Source organism: Bacillus sp. 5mfcol3.1 (genome assembly GCF_900114335.1).
In the GTDB taxonomy this organism is placed as follows: Bacteria; Bacillota; Bacilli; order Bacillales; family Bacillaceae_G; genus Bacillus_A; species Bacillus_A thuringiensis_S.
Window position 1 is genome coordinate 124,226 of the sequence record NZ_FOST01000002.1, and the last position, 16,319, is coordinate 140,544.

A 16,319-nucleotide genomic window follows, 5' to 3' on the forward strand; every position below is an offset into this window, starting at 1 on the left:
TATATTTGAAAAATCGCCGATATAATTTCATTTACCGATTCAATATGTCACTAATATTTAAAGTAGTAAAAGCCAAACTTACAAGCACACCTTTTTTATATTACAAAAGTGTAAGGTAAATGTAATGTTAACAAATAGCAGTTCACTTCTAAAAAGCGCAAAATAGGTAATGGAAAAACAAGCGTAGGAGGATATATATGACGAAACCAGTTGTAGACGTGAAAAACGTTCAAAAAGTGTACGGTAAAAAAGGTGAGAACCAATCACACGCGTTAAAGGGTGTTTCATTCTCAATTCAAGAGGGTGAGTTTGTTGGAATTATGGGACCATCTGGTTCTGGTAAAACGACATTATTAAATGTAATTTCAACGTTAGATAAGGCAACGGGCGGCGTTGTTGAAATTGCGGGAACGGATATTACGAAAATGAAGCAAGGTGAGCTTTCAGATTTCCGTTCGCAAAAATTAGGATTTATCTTCCAAGATTTTAACTTATTAGAGAACTTATCTATTTATGAAAACATTGCACTTCCACTTTCTCTTCAAGGTGTCGCATCACGTAATATTGGACCGAAAGTAGAAAAAGTAGCGGATATGTTAGGGATTACAGAAATACTTCAAAAGTATCCATCTGAAGTATCTGGTGGACAGAAACAACGTTCAGCAGCAGCGCGTGCACTTGTGCATGAGCCGGCAATTATTTTAGGGGACGAGCCAACAGGAGCGCTTGATTCTAAAAATGCAACGAGTTTACTTGATGCGATGACAAACTTAAATAAAGATCAAGGCGTATCGATTATGATGGTTACGCATGATCCATATAGTGCAAGTTACTGTCAGCGTATTTTATTCATTCAAGATGGTGAGCTATATAAAGAAATTCATCGCGGTGGTATGCGTGAAGAGTTCTACAAAGAAATTTTAGATGTACTTGCAGATTTAGGTACACAAAAGGCGTAAGAAAGGAGGTTCCAGTATGTTATTTAAACTTTCCATGTCGGGGCTGAAAAGTAAGCTGAAAGATTATATCGTCTTACTTGTTGGTCTTGTCATGTCGATTTCAATTTTTTACATGTTCCAAACGTTAGCACTGAATAAAGCATTTTTAGAATCTAATTCAGTGATTAAATCTATTGGATTCGTATTCCAAGCAGGATCATTTTTATTAGCAATTATAACGTTCTTCTACATTTTATATGCAAACTCTTTCTTATTATCTCTTCGTCAAAAAGAGTTCGGTATGTATATGATGTTAGGTGCGAAAAAACATAAAGTTACATTACTTATGTTTATTGAAACAATCGTATTAGGTGCTGCGTCTCTTGCAATCGGGATTGCAGTTGGAGTAGGACTTGCAGAAGGTATTGGACAGTTATTAATGAAACAGCTTGAATTTGCTGGTGAAGGGTATAAAGCATTTTATCTACCATCTATGACTGTTACTTGCATCTTCTTCTTTGCACTATTTGTATTATCAGCAATTATGAACAGTATTAAATTGTCACGTATTTCTGTATTGCAACTAGTACATGCAGATGCACAAACAGAGCGTGTTGCAGTAAAAGGTAAAAAGACAGTTGTAGTGGCATTCCTTGCTGTTATTTTATTAGGTATAGGTTATGCATCTATGATCTATATGGAAAAACTAAAAGAGATGGGAATCCTTATTGCATTAATTACAACGACAGCTGGTACTTACATGCTATTTGGCTCACTTCTTCCAGTCATTATTAAAAAGTTAAAAAGTAATAAAAAGCGTAGTGAAAAAGGACTTAATGCTTTTACATTTGCACAATTAAACTTCCGAATTAATAGTTTAACGAAAGTACTTGCAACAGTGGCAATGTTAGTTGCGCTTGGAGCTGGTGCAATTTCGGGCGGTATGGCGTTCAAAAATAACGTTATAAAAATGGTAGATGGTTTAGTAATATATGATTCAGTAGTTCATAATCCAACAGCTGAAGAAAAGAAAATTTTAGATGGTATTACATTTAAAGAGAAAAGCGAATATCGTTATAAAGTTGATGATAAATACGTTTACTATGTAAAAGAAGATTTAGAGAAAAATCGTCCTTTCGTAAAAGATATGGCAAAGATGAAGTCTATGAAGGATTTAGTAAATACGAAAAAAGTTTCAGAGGAACTACCGGTAGGTGCAGTTTCTAGAGAGATGAATCAAAAAGATGCGAATACTAAAGAACTTTCAGCGGAATGGACAGATGCTTTTAGTACAATCCATCCATATTATTTATACAATGATCATGCAATTAAAATTGTAGATCAAAAAATGTACGATGGGATAAATGGTAAAGAAGGTATAGCATTTATCGGAAAAACAGATGATTTTTTAACATATAAAAAAGAATGGAAAAAACTTGATGAGTTGCAGCTAGATAAATATAAAAATGTAAAAGCTGAACAAATGGATAGTAAATATCAAGCTTATAGTGGGTTCTATGGCATTGCGAGTGGAACAGTATTTATGGGATTCTTCCTTGGAATTGCGTTCTTAGCAATGATGGCAAGCTGCCTTATGTTTAAAATTCTTTCTGGTGCATCAAAAGATATTACGCGTTATCAAATGCTTCGTAAAATCGGTGTGCGCCGTGAGTTACTAACGAAATCGATTTATAAAGAGTTATTCTTAGTATTCTTATTCCCAGCAATTGTGGGTATCGCTCACGTATTAGTTGGTATGAATATTTTCGGATTTATTTTAATCGATCCGTACTTCCGTATTTGGGTACCAATTGTAATTTTCGTAGTTATTTATGCGATTTATTACTTCATTACCGTTCAATTGTATAAAGGAATTGTTCTTCCGAAAGAAGACTAATAATAAAAACCGAGCAAAAACGCTCGGTTTTTATTATTTTCAGAAAAAAACACTTTAATGTTACTGAAATGTATAATATAATGTAAGTAAGTAACGTAATATAAAAGTAGAAGTAGCTGTATAAGGAAAGGAGGAATCCAATCTGTAGAAAGAAGCTGAACTTTTATCCCCACATTTTTTTACCGCAACGTATTTATACAATCGTAAGTTTCCACATTGAAAGTTTTCAGAACCACCTGAGTATATTGTGAAAATAATGGATAACACATGGAAATCTCATAGCATGATAAGGTAAAATGGACAACATAATGAGAAAATTACCGTTCATAAGATGAGGAGAATACATGTATGGAAGTTGTAGAGGCATTAAAAGATATAAGCCAAATTGAGGCTATGAAAAAATATTTAAAAGAGCACTCCCAGCGAGATTATCTTTTATTTGTTATTGGAATTAACACAGGATTAAAAATTACAGAACTACTTAGCATGAAATTTGAAGATGTATTAAATGAAGACGGGACTGTTAAAGAGTTTTATGCTCTTCCTGTGAAAGATGAAAAATTTAAACAAGATATTTATTTAAATACAAAAGTAAAAGAAGCGCTTTTAGATTACGTACAATCTATTGGCGTTAAAAGAGAAAATTACGTATTTCAATCTAATAAAACGCCAAATTCAATTACGCGCCAACAAGCGTATCGTGTAATTCATAATGCTGCAGAAGCAGTTGGAGTTGTTGGTAAAATCGGAACGAATTCAATGCGAAAAACGTTCGGATTTCATGCGTACAAAAGAGGGATAGCGATTGCGCTATTGCAAAAACATTTTCATCACGCGACTCCATCAGAGACACTAAAGTATTTAGGTATCTCAAAGGATGAGACCTTTAAAACGGAGATTGATGTCGATTTATAAAAGCCGTAACTAAAAAATTAGGAGGCGGAAAATATGAATATTAGAGAGAGTGAACTGCCGGGTATTGGATGTAAGTTTGAAGTGATTACAAAAGGTAATGAAAAGATGGTTATCGTTATTCATGATGATGGCCGAAGAGAAATGTACCATTTTGATGCTGATCATGAAGAGAGTATTTCAAGTGTCTCTCTTCGTGATTCTGAAGCGAGACAAATTGCAGCTATATTGGGCGGAATGGTATATAGGCCACAAGCTTTAGATACGATTGAAATGGCTTTTGAGGGATTATCAATTGAGTGGTTTAAGGTGGAAAATAATGCACCAGTTGTACAAAAAACAATTGGTAGTTTACATGTTCGAAACACATATAACGTAACGATTATTGCCATTTTGAAAAAGAATATGAAGAAGTTCTTTAATCCAGGCCCAGATTCTATCATTGAAGCTGGCGATATGCTCGTATTATCAGGCGAAAGACATGAAGTAAAAAGAATTATTAATGAGTTGCTTTCAGTAGGAGGGGATTCATAATCGATGGATACTTTAATCTTTGAAGTTGGAACTGCGTTAGTATTAGTCGCTTTTGCAGCTATTCTCGCTGCAAAGTTAAAGTTCTCGATTATTCCGTTTCTCATTATACTCGGTATGCTAGTGGGACCACATGCCCCAGATTTAGGGCTTATCGATTTAAGATTTATTGAAAGTGGAGAAGTTATTTCCTTCCTCGGCCGTGTTGGCGTTATATTCCTCTTATTCTATTTAGGCTTAGAATTCTCAATTAAAAAATTAATTAAATCAGGAAAATCAATTGCTTTTGGGGGAACTGTTCATATATCGCTTAATTTTATATTAGGTTTACTTTACGGATATATAATGGGTTTCCCCTTATTAGAAACATTAATTATTGCTGGGATCATAACAATTTCATCGAGTGCAATTGTTGCGAAAGTAATTGTTGATTTAAGAAGATCTGGTAATAAAGAGACGGAGCTAATTTTAGGAATCATTATGTTTGATGATATCTTTTTAGCGGTATATTTATCAGTCGTTTCAGGATTAGTACTCGGAGGGGCAACGTCATTTGTAGGTGCTCTTACATCTATTTTAATCGCAGTAGGGTATATGCTACTATTCTTTGTAGTTGCTAGAAAAGCTACACGATTCTTAAATAAAATGTTAGATATTTCGTCCAATGAAATTTTTATTATCGTAATATTCGCTATTTTATTCTTTGTAGCAGGATTTTCAGAAACGATTCATGTTGCAGAGGCAATTGGAGCATTATTACTAGGACTCGTTTTTTCTGAAACAGAGCATAGTGATCGAATTGAACAGCTTGTCGTTCCGTTTCGTGATTTCTTTGGAGCTATATTCTTTTTCAGCTTCGGTTTAAGTATAGACCCATTTTCACTTGGCGGAGCAGTGTGGTTGGCATTAGGAGCAGTTTTCATTACTCTTATCGGTAATTTTACTGCTGGAATGGTTGCGGGGCGTAAAGCTGGGTTATCGCATAAGGCTTCTACGAATATCGGTTTAACACTTGTATCACGCGGAGAATTTTCCATTATCGTCGCGAATATTGGAATTGCGGGCGGCTTAATGGCAACGATTAAACCATTCTCAGCTTTGTATGTTTTAATATTAGCATCGTTAGGACCTTTGTTAACAAAAGAATCTGGGAGAATATATTCCTTACTAGATAAAATATTTAAATGGAGCGCTAAAGAAAGTGCGAAGCGAGAAAAAGAAGTTGGATAGTACAAATAAGGGTAGACTGCATGAAAATTTCATGCAGTCTACCCTTTTATATATTGTTACTGTTGTCGTTTTTTGTCGGTAAGTCGATATATTTTAATAATCGCTGATATAATCCAAGAAGTAATCAATATAATTTCATTTACCGCAAAACCATTATCTGAATTTCATCAACTATTAATCAGTTGCCTTCCTATTTAAAAACGACTACAATTTTACTGTTATATATATGAACGAAAAAAATAGAATAGGAGGGGAAACTATGCCAAGGAAAGTATGGCTATTAGTAGCTGGGATGATTATTAATGTCACGGGTGCTTCTTTTTTATGGCCTTTTAATACAATTTATTTGCATGATCACCTAGGCAAATCTTTATCTGTGGCCGGAATGGTATTAATGATCAACTCGCTTACTGGTGTAATCGGAAACTTGCTCGGCGGTGTTTTATTTGATAAATGGGGCGGTTATAAATCAATTTTAGTAGGGATTGTCATTACACTTGTATCGATTTTAGGTCTTGTGTTCTTCCACGGTTGGCCGTTATATGTTGTGTGGCTAGCGTTAATCGGCTTCGGTTCTGGGATGGTCTTCCCATCGATGTACGCGATGGTTGGTACGGTTTGGCCAGAGGGCGGAAGACGAGCGTTTAATGCGATGTACGTTGGACAAAACGTTGGTATTGCGATTGGAACAGCGTGCGGTGGTTTAGTTGCTTCATATCGTTTTGATTATATTTTCTTAGCGAACTTTATTTTATACTTTGTTTTCTTCTTAATTGCTTTTATTGGATTCCGTGGTATGGAAGACAAGAAAGAGCCAGGAGTGCAAAAAGAAGTCGAGACGAAAAAAGGTTGGTCACTTACACCTGGATTCAAAGCACTTCTTATCGTATGTGTAGCATATGCTTTATGCTGGGTTACATACGTACAGTGGCAAGGAGCGATTGCAACACATATGCAAGAATTGAATATTAGCCTTCGCCACTATAGTTTATTATGGACGATAAACGGAGCGATGATCGTTTGTGCGCAGCCGTTAGTTAGTATGTTAATTCGCTGGATGAAGCGTTCTTTAAAGCAACAAATTATCATTGGAATTTTCATTTTTGCGGCGTCATTCATTGTGTTAAGTCAAGCGCAGCAATTTACGATGTTCCTCATTGCGATGGTAACATTAACAATTGGTGAGTTATTTGTATGGCCTGCGGTTCCAACGATTGCAAATATACTTGCACCAAAAGATAAATTAGGGTTTTATCAAGGGGTCGTAAATAGTGCGGCGACTGTAGGGAAAATGTTCGGGCCGGTCGTTGGCGGAGCAATTGTGGATTTATACAATATGGAAGTATTGTTTATAGCAATCATGGTAATGCTTGTAGTAGCGCTTATAGCAACGAGTATTTATGATAAACGAGTAAAAGTAGAAGAAACAGTTGAAGAAAAAATTGCAGTTTAGTTTGACGGAACATGTTCACATGTTTTAGAATATATTTAAATAAAACAACCTTTAGAACAAGGGAGATAGCTCGGCTGTCTTAAGATAAATTCGTTAGTTATTAAGAGTAACGATTAACCGAGAAGTCCTCGCTTTAAGTAAGCTCTTAAGAGATACTAGGTGAAGGATAGTTCACTTAACTTATATGTGTAATAACAGTGAGAAGGAGTAGTAGTAATAGAAGCTGGTTTAGAGAGTTGACGGTCGGTGCAAGTCAATCCACGTTTCGTTATGAACTCGCCTTTGAGTTGCAGTTGTGAAACTAATAGTAGCAATTGCCGTTAATCCACGTTACGGATCTAAGCGAATGTATATTTGTACATTAATTTAGGGTGGTACCGCGGGAATCTATAACCTCTCGTCCCTTTCTAGGGATGAGAGGTTTTTTGTATTTTGGGCGGTGAAAATAAATAGAATTTCAAGGAGGGTATCTCATGAGCTTTAATCATCAAGACATTGAGAAGAAGTGGCAAGGGTACTGGGAAGAGAATAAAACATTCCGTACGCCAGATGAGACAGAAAAACCAAAATTTTATGCACTAGATATGTTCCCATATCCATCAGGTGCAGGCCTACACGTAGGACATCCAGAAGGTTATACAGCGACAGATATTTTATCTCGTATGAAGCGTATGCAAGGGTATAACGTTCTTCATCCAATGGGATGGGATGCATTTGGTCTTCCAGCAGAGCAATATGCACTTGATACTGGAAACAGCCCAGCTGAATTTACAGAGCATAATATTAATACGTTCCGTAACCAAATTAAATCATTAGGTTTCTCTTATGATTGGGACCGTGAAGTAAATACAACAGATCCAAACTACTATAAGTGGACACAATGGATCTTCTTAAAACTATTTGAAAAAGGCTTAGCTTACGTTGATGAAGTACCTGTAAACTGGTGTCCAGCACTTGGTACAGTACTTGCAAACGAAGAAATCATTGACGGTAAGAGTGAGCGTGGTGGACATCCGGTTGAGCGTCGTCCGATGAGACAGTGGATGTTAAAAATTACAGCTTACGGAGATCGTCTATTAGAAGATCTAGATGAGCTTGATTGGCCTGAAAGTTTAAAAGATATGCAACGTAACTGGATCGGTCGTTCTGAAGGTGCAGAAGTACACTTCAACATCGACGGTACAGATGAGAAGTTCACAGTTTTCACAACGCGTCCTGATACACTATTTGGTGCAACATATTGTGTACTTGCTCCGGAACATGCACTTGTTGCAGAAATTACAACAGCAGAACAAAAAGAAGCGGTAGAAGCTTACATTAACGCTGTAAAAATGAAGAGTGACCTAGAGCGTACAGAACTTGCGAAAGAAAAAACTGGTGTATTCACTGGTGCTTACGCAGTTAACCCAGTAAACGGTGAGAAATTACCAATCTGGATTGCTGACTATGTTCTTGCAACTTACGGAACAGGTGCTGTAATGGCAGTTCCAGCTCACGATGAGCGTGATTATGAATTCGCATCAGTATTTAATCTTCCAATGAAGGAAGTTGTAAAAGGCGGAGATATTACGAAAGAAGTGTACACAGGTGATGGTGCACACGTAAACTCAGCATTCCTTGATGGATTAAATAAAGAAGAAGCAATCGCAAAAATGATTGAATGGCTTGAAGTAACGAGCGCAGGAAATCAAAAAGTAACGTACCGTCTACGTGACTGGTTATTCAGCCGTCAACGTTACTGGGGTGAGCCAATTCCAGTAATTCACTGGGAAGATGGTACAATGACAGCTGTGAAAGAAGAGGAATTACCATTAGTTCTTCCGAAAACAGAAAACATCCGTCCTTCAGGTACAGGTGAATCACCACTTGCTAACATTGACGAGTGGGTAAATGTTGTTGATCCTGAGACTGGTAAAAAAGGTCGTCGTGAAACAAATACAATGCCGCAATGGGCTGGTAGCTGTTGGTATTACCTACGTTACATCGATCCAAACAATAGCGAAGCACTTGTAGATCCTGAAAAAGTAAAACAATGGCTTCCAGTTGATATTTATATCGGTGGTGCAGAGCACGCTGTACTTCACTTACTATATGCTCGTTTCTGGCATAAAGTATTATACGATATCGGTGTAGTTCCAACGAAAGAACCGTTCCAACAATTATTCAACCAAGGTATGATTCTAGGTGAAAACAACGAGAAAATGAGTAAATCAAAAGGTAACGTTGTAAACCCTGATGATATCGTAGCAAGCCACGGTGCAGATACACTTCGTCTATACGAAATGTTCATGGGACCATTAGATGCTTCAATCGCTTGGTCTGAAAATGGTCTTGACGGAGCTCGTCGTTTCCTAGACCGCGTATGGCGTCTATTCGTTCAAGATAACGGTGAATTAAGTGAGAAAATTACTGACGCACCAAATAAAGAGCTTGAAAAAGCTTACCATCAAACAGTGAAGAAAGTAACAGAAGACTATGCAGAGCTTCGCTTCAACACAGCGATTTCTCAAATGATGGTATTCATCAACGATGCATACAAAGCTGAAACACTTCCAAGAGAATATGTAGAAGGTTTCGTAAAAATGATTGCACCAGTTGCACCTCATATCGGGGAAGAGCTATGGAGCAAACTTGGATACAATGAAACAATCACATATGCAAGCTGGCCAACATTTGATGAGTCTAAACTTGTAGAAGATGAAGTTGAAATCGTTGTTCAAGTTATGGGTAAAGTTCGCGCAAAACTAACAATGAGTAAAGACGCATCAAAAGAAGAAATGGAACAACTTGCACTTGAAGCAATTCAAGACCAAATTGAAGGGAAAACAGTTCGTAAAGTAATTGTTGTTCCTGGAAAACTTGTTAACGTTGTTGCAAACTAATTTATTCTAAATGAAAGCTCAGAGTATTTATACTCTGAGCTTTTTTGTGTAAAAAATAATCTTTGGATCACTTTTATATAAGTTTTTAATTTATAAAGAAGTTTACTTTAAAGGCGTTTTGCATCTTTTCCTTTAATTTGTTTGTTGAGGAATTCTTATAAAGACAAACACCTATTCTTCACTAGGAAATATGATAAAAAAGGTAGGTAAAATTGAGCAGAAGAGGTGAAAGGAATGAAAGGGATGGACAATAATGCACCACATGGTTTCTTCGGGGGTGGATCGGATAGTTATGAACAAATGATGTTAATGGGAGGAGGACAACAAGGATACGGTGGAATTCCGAGCTGGATGGGTGGAGCAGCAGGAGGATTTCCAACATCGGTAGCTGGCATGCAAACTGGAATGCCTACATTAATGGGAGGATTTTCGACATCAGGGGCTGGAATGCCTACAGTAACAGGAGGATTTCCAACATCAGTAGCTGGCGTACAGACAGGAATTCCAGTAGGGGGACCAACTACATTTCCTTCTTTCGTTGGAGGAGTGCAGACAGGATTCCCTGTACCGGGAGTAGGTGTAGTGGCAGGAGGAGTAGGTGGTTATCCACAGGGTGTTCACGATCATCATGTACATCACCATCACCAAGGCCACCACGGTCATCATGTACATCACCACCACCAAGGCCACCAAGGCCATCATGGTCATCATCACCATCAAGGCCAACAAGGCCACCACGGTCATCATCACCATCAAGGTCACCAAGGCCATCATGGTCATCATCACCATCAAGGTCACCAAGGCCATCATGGTCATCACCAACAACAAGTACATCATCAAGGTCACCACCACATTCATCCGCAAGCTGTTCTTTATCAAACTCACCAAGGCCAACATGGTCACCATGTACATCACCACCAAGGCCAACATCATGGACACCAAGGTCACCACCATCACCAAGGTCATCAAGGTCATCATGGGCACCAAGGCCAACACGGTCATCATGGGCACCAAGGCCAACACGGTCATCATGGGCACCAAGGCCAACACGGTCATCATGGGCACCAAGGCCAACATCATGGACACCAAGGTCAACAGCACCAACATCATCAACAATATCAGCAATATCAACAACAGCAACAATCTTCTCCTTGGACAGGTGGAATTGGAGCAGGAGGAGCAGGGGCAGCAGCAGGAGCAGCTAGTATTAGTGGAGCAGCAGGACACGCAGGGCACGTGGGTCATTAATGATTTGCAGAAAAAAAGCCATAATAAAAAACTGCTAGGAAATCCTAGCAGTTTTTTTCAGCTTCTTGACGCTGACGTTCAATTTCAGCACGAAGTTGTGGTTCCGGTGCTTGCCAGCCTTCTGGCTTTAGAATCTTACCGTCGCCTTCACGGAATCGAGGCTTCCCATCAGGGAATAGTTTTGCCATGTTGGCGTTGTTTACAATTTCGAATCCTTTATCTGGACGTACGCCCATTTCTGCAAACGTTCCGAATGCAAAGTAAATAAGGTCAATCAGTGCATCGTATTGATCTTCAACAGTCGTTGCCTCTAGAAATTCTTCTAGTTCTTCCTGCATAAAACTTGCACGGATTTTTGCACGCTCTTCTGTTAATTTTGTTGGAGTATTTGTCACAGGATGTCCGAATACTTCATGCATTTTCGCAACAAGTTCGTATCCTTTATCTAAACCTTTTTCGTTTGTCATGTTGTTTCATCCTTTCTTACGTTATGCCGAAGTTTATTGTAACATAAGGTGATTATGAAATGAAAAGAACATCTTATCGAAATAAGATGTTCGCTCGTTATTCTTCTTTTTTTATTAAAAGCGATGAAATAAGATCGATGCCAAAAATACCGACGAGTAACATTGGTATAACGACAAGCAAGTAACGTGTGAAGGAAACATTTTTTAAGTATGTATGAGCAAATAAAAAGACGCCGAGAAATAAAATACCATTTAAAATAGGCTTTACTAATTTTTTAGACATAAGCTCCCCCATAAATATCTTCTCTCTCTATTTGATAATAAAAAACTCCTCTCTCCGTTGTATCATGCTGGAGAGAGGAGTTCAATCATTTCTCATTCAATGACACCAGAATTTGTAATATTTACGGTGTATTTTATATGAACCGGAACATCTTTATACATTTGTCTCCATTCTTCTAATTTGAATGGGCGATAATGTTGTTTATACTTTGCACCTAGTCCGAGCGGATCGACGCCTAAAGATTTAAATTGCTTAATTAACTTAGCAGCTTGTTTATCTAATTGTTTTTGGACATCTTTTTCAATGTTTTTTGTGTTCTTGTTATTTTCTAAGTTAATTTGTTTTGATAGTTCTTGAATACGTGCGTCAAGACGAACGTGAATGAAAAAAGAAGGCTTTCCGTTTTTAATTTTTATATCGTAAGTTGGAACAGAACGAATATTATTAATCATTACGTACGCAGAATCTGTTTTAAATTCATGTGAATCTAATTTATGTTTCTCTAATAGTCCTTTAAATATGAACATATCTTTTTCCGCAATTTTACCGATATATTTATCCTTTTTAAAAAGGCCAATTCCGGTAATTTTTATTTTATCACCATGCTTCTTTAGAATGGGAATATAGTAGTCTTTTCCTTCTTGATAATAGCGAAATGCTCCTATATGTAGATTATCCGCTGGTAAAGGTCCGGTCTCCATGTTATGTTCTAGCAATTTTTTTATATAAATTGCAACGTTGTATGAAGTCGAATATTTGCCTTTTAAAAGTTCAGTACCATTCCCATCTAATAAAGCAGCATATAAAGCGTTCCCTATATTCACATCTCGGAGTAATGTATCGAATGAAGTAGACATTCCTGTTTTGGCAAGTCTTATCGTATATAGAGCGACACGCATTTGTCCACTAGCAAAAGGTTGAGAAGACTCTAAAGATGTGTCTGCTTTTACTTGTTTTACCGCATTTGCACTGCCTTCAAAAACTTGAACTTTATTTCCTTTTTTTTGAATGGGACAAACGAATGTCACTTTTACTTTATTATCTTTTGCGACATCAAAAACGCTTCCTTGAATAAGTTGTACATCATCGATAATATTTTTTTGTAAACATCCAATTAGACTGAAGAATGTTATACAAGAAATAAGTATTAATTTGCTTGTGCTTTTGATTTTTTCCATTTTCTTTTCACCCACACAATAATAAATAGGATTGGGATGTATACATAAATGAGCCAAAAACTAACTTTTGATACATTACTAATAAAGTTATTAATATCGTGTCTGTTTGTTAAAAGTTGCGAAACAATGAGAGTGATAAAGATAAAAGCAATTAAAACACCCCTTTGTTTTACACGGAATATTTCATGAGTTCCTCTCATTGACGCCCATAAAGGGAGGATAAAACTTGAAATAATAACGAGTGCATAGCCTGAAATTGCAATATATTCGAGTCTTTCTATAAATGGTAATTGAATGACTTGGGTCATAGAAAGTTGTGCCCATATTGTTTTTAACAATTGCTTCTCACTAAAAAATGCAAAGGCTAAAAGGGTACTAAATAGATATAGAAGATTTGAAAATAGTGCTCCAAGCTGAGCGTATTTATGAGATTGCATAGGCTTTTTCACAAATGGATACACCATGAGGTAAATCTCAAAACCGGTCATACTGTAGATTGACAGTTGAGCGGATTTTAAAATGTCTGAAAAAGAATGTGTGAATATAGGTAGTAAATTATCCCAATGTGAATATTTCAAAACGAATAAGCTTAGAAATAAATATCCTAATGTACCACCAACAGAGATGACGCAAATACCGGTAATTACACGAAATCCAGAAGAGATAATGTAATAGCTAACTAAGCATAAAAAGAGTGTTAACATAAAGGTGGAAGCGGTAGGAAACATCCATACTTGAATAATTTCAACATATGTTCGGATGACTGAAATACTAACGATTAAAAAATAAGCCATAAAGATGATGCTAATGCCATTTCCTAGCCATTTTCCAAATGTTTGCCGATGTAAATCAACTAAATTCCCATTTGTTTCTTTTAATAAGACATACATCATCCATATAATAATATGGATGAAAATTCCCGTGATTATAACTCCCATCCAGCCGTCGTATCCAGCGGCTTTTGCGATAATTCGAGCGAATCCGAGAACTCCAGCACCGAACTGTGCACCGTGAATTAAGAAGAAAACAAAGACAGGAGATATTTGATATTTTTCTTGAACTTTACTCATCGAATGCACCTCATTTCTTAATCATCAAAGTCTGATCTATGTTTTGTTGAAATTCCTTTCGCTGCTTTTTTTACATGTTGTGGTCTTGCTTGTACATCTCTTGTATCAATCATTGTTAAAGGAAAACGAATCCAAGAATCTTTAACAGATTGTTGTCTTGTTGGATAAAACAAAGCGTATGGCTTGCGTAAAGAAGTAAGCCTGAATAGATGAGTAAATAAGAAGATAAATCCAAGAGAAATCCCGAACAATCCGCCTATTTCTGCAAACATAAGAAAAGGAAAGCGTAGTAATCGAACAGCGTTACCCATTTTATAAATAGGTGTAATAAAGGAAGCAAGTGCTGATAAGGCAACGATAATTAATAAAATATTGCTCGTTAAACCAGCTTGTACAGATGCTTGCCCGATTACGATACCGCCTACAATACCGAGCGTTTGACCAACTTTCATTGGTAACCTTGCGCCGGCTTCTCTTAATAAATCAATTGCAAGTTCTAAAAAGAGCGCTTCAATTAAAGGTGGGAATGGTACTTGTGCCCTTGATAAAATCAAAGTTTCAAGTAAATCACTTGGAATAAGTTCATAATGATAATTTAAAACTGCAACGTATAATGGTGTAGCGCAAATTGAAAATAGAACGGCAATTAATCTTAAAATCCTTGAAAATGTAGCGTACATCCAGGAGACGTTATAGTCTTCTGGTGAAATGAAAAAATCGAAATAGGATACAGGTGTTAGTAAAACACTTGGAGAACCATCAACGAAAATAGCGATTTTTCCATCAATTAGTGCTTTTGTAACTCTATCAGTGCGTTCTGTATTAATATAGAGAGGGAAGATCGATTTTTCACCCATCAATTCTTGTATATAAGCACTATCATTAATTTGATCATACTCAAGAGCGCGTAATGATTCTTCTAGAAAATCTACATTATCTTTTTCAGCAAGGTTGTCTAAATACATCATGACAACTTTTGTTTTGGAAAACTCGCCGATAATCATTTCTTTTGTTTGTAAATCCAAAACAGGAAGACGTTTTCGAACTAAATTAATGTTTGTATCAATATCCTCTACAAAACCTTCTTGCGGACCAATAACAGTTGATTCGTTTAAAGGAGGGGTTGGTGCACGATAATTATCAATTGCAATGTTTGCAAGCATACATTTTTGATCTTGCTGATTCAATTGAATAATCGCATGCCCCTTTAAAACCATATCCTCAATTTTTTGTAAGTCGTTCGTAATTGTAATGCCGCTCATCGGGATATGTTCCTTCAGCTCTTCTAGTGATGCGTTAGGTCGTTCTAAAAGAGTGGGCATTAAATACTTTTGTAATTTTTCTCCATCAAGTGAAGGGCGATAGTAAGAAATCCAATAAGGCATCGTTTCATCGTCAGATGTATGGTAATTAATAAAATCACTAGACTTTTTGAGTTTCTCTATTAAATCTTGTAGAGAATGAATACGGTCTTTCTCTGGTTTTGTAAAGTCATAAATACTATTACCTCCAGAGCTTTGTTGCTTATTTTGAGAAGGGTCATCTTGCTTAGTGCTTTGTTGTTTACCTTGAGACGAATCACCTTGTTTAGCACTTTGTTGCTTATCCTGAGAGGAATCCTCTTGTTTAGCGTTTTGTTGCTTATCCTGAGAGGAATCCTCTTGTTTAGCGTTTTGCCGCTTATCCTGAGAGGAATCCTCTTGTTTAGCGCTTTGTTGCTTATCCTGAGAGGAATCCTCTTGTTTAGCACTTTGTTGTTTATCTTGAGAGGAATCCTCTTGTTTAGAGTTTTGTTGCTTATCCTGAGAAGTTTCATCTTGTTTAGCGTTTTGTTGTTTATCTTGAGAGGAATCCTCTTGTTTAGTACTTTGGTGCTTACCTTGAGAGGAATCCTCTTGCTTAGCACTTTGTTGTTTCTCTTGAGACGAGTCCTCTTGTTTAGAGCTTTGTTGCTTATCCTGAGAGGAATCTTGTTTCTCGTTATTTTTATCTTTATTATGTTTCATACTTCTAGTCTGTTCTTTGTTATCATCCTCTTGATTGTTAGAATGCTGCTCCCAGTTATCTGTTTCGTTTGCTTCTGGTGTATTTGATTTTTTTTTCTTACGTAACCAATTCCAAATCATATGTACGCCCTCTTTAATCTTGTAATATAGTGCTATTTTGTGGCTAATTTTGTATATTATTCATTTATTTATGAAAAGAAGAAGGAGATTAGTTTGCATAGAAA

Annotated in this window: 13 protein-coding genes and 1 other annotated feature; of the genes, 8 read left to right on the forward strand and 5 right to left on the reverse strand. The window is 36.7% G+C overall.

Features of this window, described 5'->3' with window-relative positions:
* The first annotated feature begins 197 nt into the window (after positions 1-197).
* The 8 genes from BM089_RS09815 (at position 198) to BM089_RS09855 (ending at position 11,091) form a co-directional block, all read left to right on the forward strand.
* Positions 198-959 (forward strand): ABC transporter ATP-binding protein, encoded by a 762-nt coding sequence (locus tag BM089_RS09815; RefSeq protein ID WP_000165836.1) that lies wholly within the window; start codon positions 198-200, stop codon positions 957-959.
* A gap of 16 nt (positions 960-975) precedes the next feature.
* A complete protein-coding gene (locus tag BM089_RS09820; protein ID WP_050822136.1) occupies positions 976-2,835 on the forward strand; it encodes an FtsX-like permease family protein in 1,860 nt (619 codons plus the stop codon).
* 348 nt (positions 2,836-3,183) lie between these two features.
* Entirely contained in the window at positions 3,184-3,750 is a 567-nt protein-coding gene (locus BM089_RS09830; protein ID WP_000454206.1) for a tyrosine-type recombinase/integrase, read from the forward strand.
* A 33-nt stretch (positions 3,751-3,783) separates the two neighbouring features.
* Positions 3,784-4,281, forward strand: a complete 498-nt coding sequence (locus BM089_RS09835; RefSeq protein ID WP_001026053.1) for a cation:proton antiporter regulatory subunit — start codon at positions 3,784-3,786, stop codon at positions 4,279-4,281.
* Between the two features lie 3 nt (positions 4,282-4,284).
* Positions 4,285-5,508 (forward strand): cation:proton antiporter, encoded by a 1,224-nt coding sequence (locus tag BM089_RS09840; RefSeq protein ID WP_000380176.1) that lies wholly within the window; start codon positions 4,285-4,287, stop codon positions 5,506-5,508.
* A gap of 259 nt (positions 5,509-5,767) precedes the next feature.
* Positions 5,768-6,961 (forward strand): MDR family MFS transporter, encoded by a 1,194-nt coding sequence (locus tag BM089_RS09845; protein ID WP_090976848.1) that lies wholly within the window; start codon positions 5,768-5,770, stop codon positions 6,959-6,961.
* A gap of 188 nt (positions 6,962-7,149) precedes the next feature.
* Positions 7,150-7,369: a binding site (T-box leader), on the forward strand.
* Between the two features lie 65 nt (positions 7,370-7,434).
* A complete protein-coding gene (gene leuS / locus BM089_RS09850) occupies positions 7,435-9,843 on the forward strand; it encodes a leucine--tRNA ligase (protein ID WP_000009442.1) in 2,409 nt (802 codons plus the stop codon).
* Positions 9,844-10,077: 234 nt separating this feature from the next.
* Positions 10,078-11,091: a hypothetical protein gene (locus BM089_RS09855; protein WP_090976850.1), complete on the forward strand. Its 1,014-nt coding sequence runs from the start codon at positions 10,078-10,080 to the stop codon at positions 11,089-11,091.
* Positions 11,092-11,135: 44 nt separating this feature from the next.
* On the opposite strand, the gene BM089_RS09860 is transcribed toward BM089_RS09855, so the two are convergent.
* From BM089_RS09860 to BM089_RS09880, 5 genes are all read right to left on the reverse strand, one after another.
* The gene (locus BM089_RS09860) at positions 11,136-11,558 is read right to left on the reverse strand and encodes a pyrophosphohydrolase domain-containing protein (RefSeq protein ID WP_000180554.1); all 423 of its coding nucleotides are present in this window, start codon (positions 11,556-11,558) and stop codon (positions 11,136-11,138) included.
* Between the two features lie 97 nt (positions 11,559-11,655).
* The gene (locus BM089_RS09865; RefSeq protein ID WP_000038781.1) at positions 11,656-11,841 is read right to left on the reverse strand and encodes a hypothetical protein; all 186 of its coding nucleotides are present in this window, start codon (positions 11,839-11,841) and stop codon (positions 11,656-11,658) included.
* A 92-nt stretch (positions 11,842-11,933) separates the two neighbouring features.
* Positions 11,934-13,019, reverse strand: coding sequence for a spore germination protein GerHC (gene gerHC, locus BM089_RS09870; RefSeq protein ID WP_000411387.1), 1,086 nt, complete (start codon positions 13,017-13,019; stop codon positions 11,934-11,936).
* On the reverse strand, positions 12,989-14,089 hold the full coding sequence (locus BM089_RS09875) for a spore germination protein (protein ID WP_000049081.1): 1,101 nt from the start codon (positions 14,087-14,089) through the stop codon (positions 12,989-12,991). The genes gerHC and BM089_RS09875 overlap by 31 nt, the downstream gene beginning before the upstream one ends.
* A 17-nt stretch (positions 14,090-14,106) precedes the next feature.
* Positions 14,107-16,215: a spore germination protein gene (locus tag BM089_RS09880; protein ID WP_090976852.1), complete on the reverse strand. Its 2,109-nt coding sequence runs from the start codon at positions 16,213-16,215 to the stop codon at positions 14,107-14,109.
* Positions 16,216-16,319 lie beyond the last annotated feature (104 nt).

Excerpts from the sequence above, each read along its gene's own strand:
- BM089_RS09840 (WP_000380176.1), top strand. The coding sequence starts at position 4,285 with ATGGATACTTTAATCTTTGAAGTTGGAACTGCGTTAGTATTAGTCGCT.
- BM089_RS09835 (WP_001026053.1), top strand. The coding sequence starts at position 3,784 with ATGAATATTAGAGAGAGTGAACTGCCGGGTATTGGATGTAAGTTTGAA.
- BM089_RS09820 (WP_050822136.1), top strand. The coding sequence starts at position 976 with ATGTTATTTAAACTTTCCATGTCGGGGCTGAAAAGTAAGCTGAAAGAT.
- BM089_RS09875 (WP_000049081.1), bottom strand. The coding sequence starts at position 14,089 with ATGAGTAAAGTTCAAGAAAAATATCAAATATCTCCTGTCTTTGTTTTC.
- BM089_RS09880 (WP_090976852.1), bottom strand. The coding sequence starts at position 16,215 with ATGATTTGGAATTGGTTACGTAAGAAAAAAAAATCAAATACACCAGAA.
- BM089_RS09855 (WP_090976850.1), top strand. The coding sequence starts at position 10,078 with ATGAAAGGGATGGACAATAATGCACCACATGGTTTCTTCGGGGGTGGA.
- BM089_RS09865 (WP_000038781.1), bottom strand. The coding sequence starts at position 11,841 with ATGTCTAAAAAATTAGTAAAGCCTATTTTAAATGGTATTTTATTTCTC.
- BM089_RS09860 (WP_000180554.1), bottom strand. The coding sequence starts at position 11,558 with ATGACAAACGAAAAAGGTTTAGATAAAGGATACGAACTTGTTGCGAAA.
- BM089_RS09830 (WP_000454206.1), top strand. The coding sequence starts at position 3,184 with ATGGAAGTTGTAGAGGCATTAAAAGATATAAGCCAAATTGAGGCTATG.
- BM089_RS09845 (WP_090976848.1), top strand. The coding sequence starts at position 5,768 with ATGCCAAGGAAAGTATGGCTATTAGTAGCTGGGATGATTATTAATGTC.
- gerHC (WP_000411387.1), bottom strand. The coding sequence starts at position 13,019 with ATGGAAAAAATCAAAAGCACAAGCAAATTAATACTTATTTCTTGTATA.
- leuS (WP_000009442.1), top strand. The coding sequence starts at position 7,435 with ATGAGCTTTAATCATCAAGACATTGAGAAGAAGTGGCAAGGGTACTGG.
- BM089_RS09815 (WP_000165836.1), top strand. The coding sequence starts at position 198 with ATGACGAAACCAGTTGTAGACGTGAAAAACGTTCAAAAAGTGTACGGT.